The organism is Kitasatospora sp. NPDC001540, from assembly GCF_042894345.1.
In the GTDB taxonomy this organism is placed as follows: domain Bacteria; phylum Actinomycetota; class Actinomycetes; order Streptomycetales; family Streptomycetaceae; genus Kitasatospora; species Kitasatospora phosalacinea_C.
This window is the reverse complement of the sequence record NZ_JBIAVO010000102.1, coordinates 1-1,074: the sequence shown is the minus strand read 5'-3', so window position 1 is coordinate 1,074 and position 1,074 is coordinate 1. Positions and strand designations below refer to the sequence as shown.

The 1,074-nt window shown below is 67.6% G+C and carries 1 pseudogene; it reads right to left on the bottom strand.

The features are described from left to right. Positions 1-997: pseudogene (locus ACFY00_RS38155) on the bottom strand (IS5 family transposase); the annotation flags it as partial. Positions 998-1,074 lie beyond the last annotated feature (77 nt).

Sequence of the window (1,074 nt, the reverse complement as noted above, 5' to 3'; positions counted from 1 at the left end):
GTGGTCCTGGTGAGGTCCTTGATCCAGATCATCGCGCCGCGAAGCTGGAGGCCGGCGAGGTAGCTCTCGGGCTTCTTGTCGAACCGGGTGGCGATGCCCCGCCAGGCCTTCAGCCTGTTGATCAGGCGCTCAACGGTGTTGCGGTCCTTGTAGAGCTCGGTGTCGTGGCTGACGGGGCGGCCGCCACCGCTACCCTTCTTCTTCCGGTTGGCGGCCTGGTCTCTCTTCTCCGGGATGACCGCTTTAATGTGGCGTTTGCGCAGGTAGGCACGGTTGCCGCGGGACGAGTAGGCCTTGTCCCCTGCGACTGCTTCGGGTCGCGTGCGGGGACGGCCGACGGGCCCACGGACCCGAACCTTCCGAATGACGGGAATGAACTGCGGGCTGTCGGCGGCCTCACCCTCGGTCAGGACGAAGACCAGCGGGCGGCACCTGCGCTCGCCGGCGACGTGGACCTTGCTGGTCTGACCGCCCCTAGACCGTCCGAGCAGGGCTGCCTTCAGCCGGAGCCGGCGTCTGCGACGGATACGTCGCCGCTCGTCCCGCTCGGGGTCGTCTTCGGCACTCTGCCCGTCTTGTCCCTCCGAGCCGCCCCCTTTTGCCGGGCCTTCTCCGCCTCCTCGGCGGCCTTCTCCAGGTCGGCGAGTGTGTCGGGGTCCAGGTGCATCCCGGCAGCGTCGTGATGGGCCCGAACGGTCGTGGAATCCACGCTGACCAGCGACAGGTCCACCTCACCACGCTTCGCGGCCTCCGCGATCGCACCCTCCAGCAAGGCCTCGAACACCCGGGCGTCCCTCCATTGCCGGAAGCGGTTGTGGACCGTCGACCAGGCACCGAACTCGCCCGGCACCTCCCGCCACTGGCCGCCCGTCCGAAACCGCCAGATCACGCCCTCGAACTGCCGACGCAACCGCTCGGGGTACGGGCCGTACTCACCGACCGGCAGGTACGGCTCGATGAACTCCCACTCGGCGTCCGTCAGTTGCACTCGCGTCATACAACACGATCTACCGGACCAGGGCCTACCACCAGGGCAGAACCCGCAAATTGATCACAACCAGATACGCGCCCTAG